The sequence below is a fragment of the Chryseobacterium sp. Mn2064 genome, from assembly GCF_049319685.1.
GTDB lineage: Bacteria > Bacteroidota > Bacteroidia > Flavobacteriales > Weeksellaceae > Chryseobacterium.
Genome location: NZ_JBMOUE010000004.1, coordinates 517694 through 524260 on the forward strand (window position 1 = coordinate 517694; position 6567 = coordinate 524260).

At 35.1% G+C, this 6567-nt stretch carries 6 protein-coding genes; 4 read left to right on the plus strand and 2 right to left on the minus strand.

Annotation, left to right across the window (positions count from 1 at the left end):
- Position 1: 1 nt before the first annotated feature.
- A complete protein-coding gene (metF, locus tag ACL9RH_RS17525) occupies positions 2 to 961 on the plus strand; it encodes a methylenetetrahydrofolate reductase [NAD(P)H] (protein WP_422694633.1) in 960 nt (319 codons plus the stop codon).
- Positions 962 to 1162: 201 nt separating this feature from the next.
- Here metF and ACL9RH_RS17530 read toward each other — a convergent pair whose 3' ends face one another.
- Together ACL9RH_RS17530 and ACL9RH_RS17535 are read right to left on the minus strand one after the other, a co-directional pair.
- The gene (locus ACL9RH_RS17530) at positions 1163 to 1873 is read right to left on the minus strand and encodes a hypothetical protein (protein WP_422694634.1); all 711 of its coding nucleotides are present in this window, start codon (positions 1871 to 1873) and stop codon (positions 1163 to 1165) included.
- A 94-nt stretch (positions 1874 to 1967) separates the two neighbouring features.
- A complete protein-coding gene (locus tag ACL9RH_RS17535; protein WP_422694635.1) occupies positions 1968 to 3119 on the minus strand; it encodes a hypothetical protein in 1152 nt (383 codons plus the stop codon).
- Between the two features lie 190 nt (positions 3120 to 3309).
- On the opposite strand from ACL9RH_RS17535, the gene folE reads away from it, so the two are divergent.
- From folE to cysS, 3 genes are all read left to right on the plus strand, one after another.
- On the plus strand, positions 3310 to 3975 hold the full coding sequence (gene folE, locus ACL9RH_RS17540; RefSeq protein ID WP_422694636.1) for a GTP cyclohydrolase I FolE: 666 nt from the start codon (positions 3310 to 3312) through the stop codon (positions 3973 to 3975).
- 6 nt (positions 3976 to 3981) lie between these two features.
- A complete protein-coding gene (locus tag ACL9RH_RS17545) occupies positions 3982 to 4413 on the plus strand; it encodes a DinB family protein (protein WP_422694637.1) in 432 nt (143 codons plus the stop codon).
- Positions 4414 to 4534: 121 nt separating this feature from the next.
- Positions 4535 to 6001, plus strand: a complete 1467-nt coding sequence (gene cysS / locus ACL9RH_RS17550) for a cysteine--tRNA ligase (protein ID WP_422694638.1) — start codon at positions 4535 to 4537, stop codon at positions 5999 to 6001.
- Positions 6002 to 6567 lie beyond the last annotated feature (566 nt).

The window sequence follows — 6567 nt, forward strand, 5'->3', positions numbered from 1 at the left end:
CATGAAGATAACAGAACACATTCAAAACGCAAATGGGAAAACTTTATTCTCTTTAGAAGTAGTCCCGCCACAGAAAGGAATTGGTATTGAAGACCTATACGCGAACATAGATCCGTTGATGGAATTCAAACCACCATTCATTGATGTTACCACTTCAAGAGAAGAATATATTTATCTGGATAAAGGAAACGGCCTTATGGAGCGACGTATTACAAGAATGCGTCCGGGAACTCTTGGAATCTGTTCCGCTATTCAGCATAAATATAACGTAGATACTGTACCACACTTACTTTGTGGAGGCTTTACAAAGGAAGAGACCGAATATCTTTTGGTAGACTGTATGTACCTTGGAATTGATAATATAATGGCTCTAAGAGGAGATGCTATGAAAGGTCATCAATATTTCGAGCCTACCCAGGGAGGGCATACCAGCGCAATGGATCTGGTGAACCAAATCAATGATTTGGGTAGAGGTAAATATCTTCACAATGATGAACAGGTTTGTGATGAACTGAATAAGTTCTGCGTAGGAGTAGCCGGCTATCCGGAAAAACATATTGAAGCTCCTTCCATGAACTATGATCTTAAATGGCTGAAGCAAAAAGTGGATGCCGGAGCCGATTATATCGTTACCCAAATGTTTTTTGACAATAAAAAGTATATTGAATTCGTTCAGAAAGCAAGAGAAATAGGAATCAACGTTCCCATTATTCCGGGGATCAAACCGATTGCAACAAAAAAGCATTTGAAATTATTACCACAGGTATTCAAAATAGACTTGCCCGAAGAGCTGATTAATGAAGTAGAGAATGCTAAAAATAATGAAGCGGTAAAGCAGATTGGAATAGAGTGGGCAATTGCCCAATGCAAAGAGCTTTTGGATTTTGGAGTGCCGGTTCTTCACTTTTACTCGATGGGTAAAAGTGACAACATAAAAAAAGTCGCAGGAGAATTATTCTAAATGAAGTAAACTTGAAAGGTTGGCCTTGCTATTATAGCAGGGCTTTTTTACTTTATATACTAAGAAAATATACATGTTAAAAGCCGAAAATTAGCATTTTAATTGACTTTTTCTATGTTTTTTAGGATTATGGTAAGTTCTTATATATAAAGCAAAAAAAAGCGATACCAGAAGTATCGCGATTTTTGTATTGATAGTGATTTATTCATTTAAAAAAGCAACCAGTTTTACAAGATTCTCTTCTTTGTTGAATTTAATATCATTAGATTTAGCATAGGTTTCTATAGCTTCTTTTTTGGAAGGGAAAAACTCTAGAATGTCTTTTAATTTCTTAGGCTTTTTAATAAAACCGTACTCAGCGGTTTGGATATAATAAACCGGATCCAGGTTTTTGAAGAAAGCTGCTTTATCTGAAGCGTAGGAGTTCGCAGCAGGAACGGCATCATTAAACTTTGTCTTTACCTTTTTATATAGTTTGTTTTTACCGTTTACAAGTTCAAAAAAATATCCGTCAAGATCATCGTTTGTTTTTACAAGAACTAATGTATTTTTAGGAGAAGCAATTTCAATTCTCGAGTAGGCACTTTCTTTTGGAAGAACCATTGGCTTTCCTTCTTTTTGAAATTCTACTTCATCCTTATAGCTGTTGTATCTTACAGGTACTTTATCAAAATTCTCAGCTACTTTAGCAGACTGGAATTCTGTAGTGTAATAAGGGGATCCAGTAATTTCTTCATATTTTAATCCACGTCCTGTGTTTTCCGACTTTACACCGAATACAGCATGATCTCCTCCAAGATTATTTACAGAAAGAGTGCTTGAATAACTAGGTCTGAAAGCGTCTTGTGTAAGATTTTGTGCATATGTAACACCGAAAGACATCAATAGGATGCCTATAACTAATTTTCTCATTTTTTTTGGTTTTATTTAATTTTGTTAAAAGTTGTTCGCGAAAATACAACTATTATTCTTATAATCGTAATGGAATAAGAAATTCTTTAATAGGTTATAGATTTGAGTGCCTTTTGAACTCTTTATTCCTGTCAAATAGATATCGGTACGTTGCCAGTTTTCTTGTTATAGTAGTATCAAGAGTTTCCGCAATTTTGATCATCTTTGGATTAAAATCACCAATCCATTGAAGCTCTGTAGTAGTAAAGTCTGTATATTTTCTCAAATGTTGGGTTCCTTCCCAGATCATATATCCGTCGATCCCTTTCTTTTGCCATTCCGGAACTACACCAAATACAAGACCCACCATTTTTTCATTCTTCTTAAAACGTTTTAGAAACAGAAACTTTACTTTTTCCCAGATTCCAAGTTTTCCATTTAAATATTTAAACCATTGATTAAGATCCGGAAGATTGATCCACATAGCAATAGGCTTTTCATTTTCATAGACAAACCACGAAATATGCTCGTTGATAATAGGTTTCATTGTATTGAACATTTTCAAAACTTTAGCTTCTTCCAGTTGTTTCCCTTCCCCATGAGAGGCCCATGCTTTGTTGTAAACTTCAGTAAAATCCCTGGCAAACTTTGGCAGGTTATTCTTTTTCATCGGTTGTGCCGAAATAGCTGGGTTTCTTTTGTTCTTTTCGTAAGCAATCGTAAACACCCTCGAAATCGGTGCAGAAATTGGTCTTGTAAAGCAAAGCTGTTCAAAATAGACTTGAAAGCCATAATTTTCAAAAAGTTCTCTGTAGTAAGAAAAGTTGTAATTCATGCCAAACAGAGGTTCGATAAACCCTTCAATCAAAAGCCCCCAAAACTTATCTCTTTCTCCAAAATTAATGGGGCCATCCATTGCTTCAATTCCTCTTTCCTGAAGCCAATGTTTACAATGATCAAAAATAAAATTGGCCGTTTCCTGGTCATTGATACAGTCAAAAAAACCAATTCCTCCTGTAGGTTGTGCCTGCTCATAGCAACCATTGATGAAAACAGCTATTTTACCAACCGTTTTCTGATCTTTTTTGAATAGAAACCTTTTGCAGTCTCCATTTTTGAAAAATTTGTTTTTCTCTGGATTAAAAACTTCTTCGATATTTTTATCTAATGGCCGGATATAATTTTTGTCGTGCTGATAAATTTTCGCCGGGAATTCCAGAAATTCCCTTTTTTGATGTTTATTTTGTACTTCTTCGACAATAATCATAGGTTTTTTAATCAGAGTAGGTTATAAAAGATAATATTTTTCATTCCAAGTGAAATCTCTATGATTCACAAAGTATTCAATACCTATAGAAGTTACAGAGTTTCCTGACGATCCAAAAAATTAATAAAAAACTTTCGGAAAAAATAGAGGAACAGATATTATCCGTATTTTTGCTGCAAATTAAATAAAAATGGTTGATTTTACTGATAACGACGATGATATTTTCACTGGAAAAGAACATACGCCTATAAGGGAAGATGCTTTTGATAAATCGCCACAGGAAAAAATAGAGAAAATTACTGAGCTTTTTGGCGAAATCATGGAGACGCTGGGATTGGATATGACTGATGATTCTTTAAAAGATTCTCCAAAGCGTGTTGCCAAAATGTATGTGAATGAAATTTTCGGAGGTCTTCTTCCTGAAAATAAGCCGGGAATATCTACTTTTTCCAATAAATATAAATACCGCCAGATGTTGGTAGAAAAAGATATCACAGTATATTCTTTCTGTGAACATCACTTTTTACCTATCATTGGAAAAGCTCACGTTGCATATATTTCCAACGGAGAAGTAATTGGTCTTTCAAAAATTAACAGAATTGTTGATTATTATGCGAAAAGGCCACAGGTTCAGGAAAGATTGACGATGCAGATTGTAAACGCTTTGAAAGAAGCACTAGGAACAAAAAATGTAGCCTGTATCATTGATGCCAAACACCTTTGTGTCAACTGTAGAGGTATAAAAGATACGGCAAGTTCTACGATTACTGCAGAACTGAGCGGGATATTCAGAACAAACCCTATTACAAGACAGGAATTCTTACATTACGTAGGAAGTCATGCAAAACTAGATTAATAGTAAATGAACTATCAAATCCTTAAGAATATTATTGATAAAGAGCTTCAGAGGTTTCAAAATATTCCTGAAGAAGAATGGTCTCAAAAAGAGTCGTCAGAAAAATGGTCTAAAAAAGAAATTATTGGTCATCTTTGTGACAGTGCTTTTACGAATATCCGTAGATTTGTAGTGACTCAATATAAGGAAAACGAGAATATTGTTTATGATCAGAATGCATGGGTAAAGGCACAAAACTATCAGAATGTTCCTACAAATGATCTTATCGATCTATGGAAATTGCTGAACTATCAGCTTGTTCATGTCGTGGAAAATATTCCCGACGAAGCTTTGCAGAGAACCTGTGATACCACCAAAACAGAAACGAGGGTTTTCACATTGGAATTTTTGATCAATGATTATGTAGATCATCTGCAACATCATTTAAAAGCGATTTAATTATGATAAAATTTAAAAAAGTTTCACATAAGATTTTCATCACAACGATTATTTGTTGTGACAGAATTATTTTTTAACTAATTTTTGAATCTTAATCATTAAATCTTTTAACTTACTATAAATGCAATTAAAAATATATAACTCTCTTACAACAGAAAAAGAAAACTTCAAACCCATTCTTGATGGAAATGTCGGAATGTATGTCTGCGGACCTACCGTGTATAGTAATGTACACTTGGGAAATGTAAGAACCTTTCTTTCTTTCGATTTTATTTATCGTACCCTAATGCATTTAGGGTATAAAGTAAGATATGTTAGAAATATTACTGACGCAGGTCACCTTACCGATGACGGAAACGTTGATAACGACAGATTCGTAAAACAAACCAGACTTGAAAAGCTGGAACCTATGGAAATCGTACAGAAATACACCGTGGATTTTCATAAAGTGTTGGATATGTTTAATCTGCTTCCTCCCAACATCGAACCTACAGCTACAGGTCATATTGTAGAACAGATCGAACTGACTCAGAAGCTTATCGAAAGAGGATTTGCCTACGAAAGTAACGGTTCCGTATATTTTGATGTTCTGGAATACAACAGAAGAGGACTGAACTATGGTGAACTTTCAAAACGTAATATAGAAGAACTTTTTGCCAATACCCGAGATCTTGATGGGCAGGGTGAGAAAAAGAACCCTCAGGATTTTGCATTGTGGAAAAAAGCTTCTCCTGTTCATATCATGAGATGGAATTCCCCCTGGGGAGAAGGCTTTCCGGGATGGCACCTTGAATGTACTGCAATGAGTACAAAATATTTGGGAGAGACTTTTGATATCCACGGTGGAGGGATGGATCTAAAATTCCCACACCATGAATGTGAAATTGCACAAGGAAAAGCTTGCAACGATGCTGCTCCGGTGAATTACTGGATGCATGCCAATATGTTGACGATGAACTCCCAGCGTATGAGCAAATCTACAGGGAATTATATTCTTCCTATGCAATTGGTAACAGGGGATAATGATTTCTTTGAAAAACCTTTCCATCCGTCAATTGTACGTTTCTGTTTCCTGCAGGCACATTACAGAAGTGTTTTAGATATTTCTAATGATGCCATGATTGCCAGCGAAAAAGGATTTATCAGATTAATGGAGGCTGTAAAAGTATTGAATAACATCACTCCAGACGATACAAAAGAATCCGGATTTAGCCTTAAAGAATGGAAAAACAAAGCATATGACGCTTTAACAGATGATTTCAATTCTCCAATTCTGATAGCTCACCTGTTTGAAGCCGTAAAATATATCTTTGCTTTAAATGATGGGAAGGAAACAATCTCTACAGAAGACCTTGAAGATTTAAAAGCGACATTGAATGCTTTTATCTTTGACGTTCTGGGATTGCAGACTGTAGAAGAAAATAATAATGAAAAACTGGATCAAACCCTAAAAGTATTGATCGAACTGAGAAATCAGGCCAGAAAATCCAAAAACTTCGACCTTTCAGATCAAATCAGAGACAAATTGCTGGCAGAAGGTATCGAATTAAAAGATGGAAGAGACGGAACATCTTATGTTCTGAACTAAAAATATAACTTCGTTTTATTAACCATTCCGTAGGAGTCCACTTTATTTAGGATTCTTACGGAATGGTTTTTTGTCACCTTCCAACAGCATCGTCTCATATATTATCATAGTTACTTATACTTATTAACCTCTCTAGAATAGGGCTGTCTCTTTCTTACCATATTAAGTCATAAAAATATTCCCAAAACTCCCTTTTCTCTATGATAAAAGAAATCTTCATTTCTCATCTCCCCACCCGACAATAAAACACAATCATCTGTGCCAATCTGCGTCATCCGTGGTTTATAAACAAACAAGCCCCTTATTATATAGAGTATAACTTTCACTATTCATCCCCTTCAAACCCTCCAACTCTCACCCTCGTTCATCCCTCATTTCTCTCCTCCAAACAAATGTTTAAAATTTTTCATTTTGTTTATCAGCTGTTTAAGGCATTAATATTACTTCAAGATGAATTTTATGTTAAATAAACTTGTTTTGCGTTGCTATAAGTTGTTATCTTTGCCGCACTGAAAAACGAAAGAGATTCGGTAGCGCAGGAGAGCTTTTAGATAAGCATAGAACAA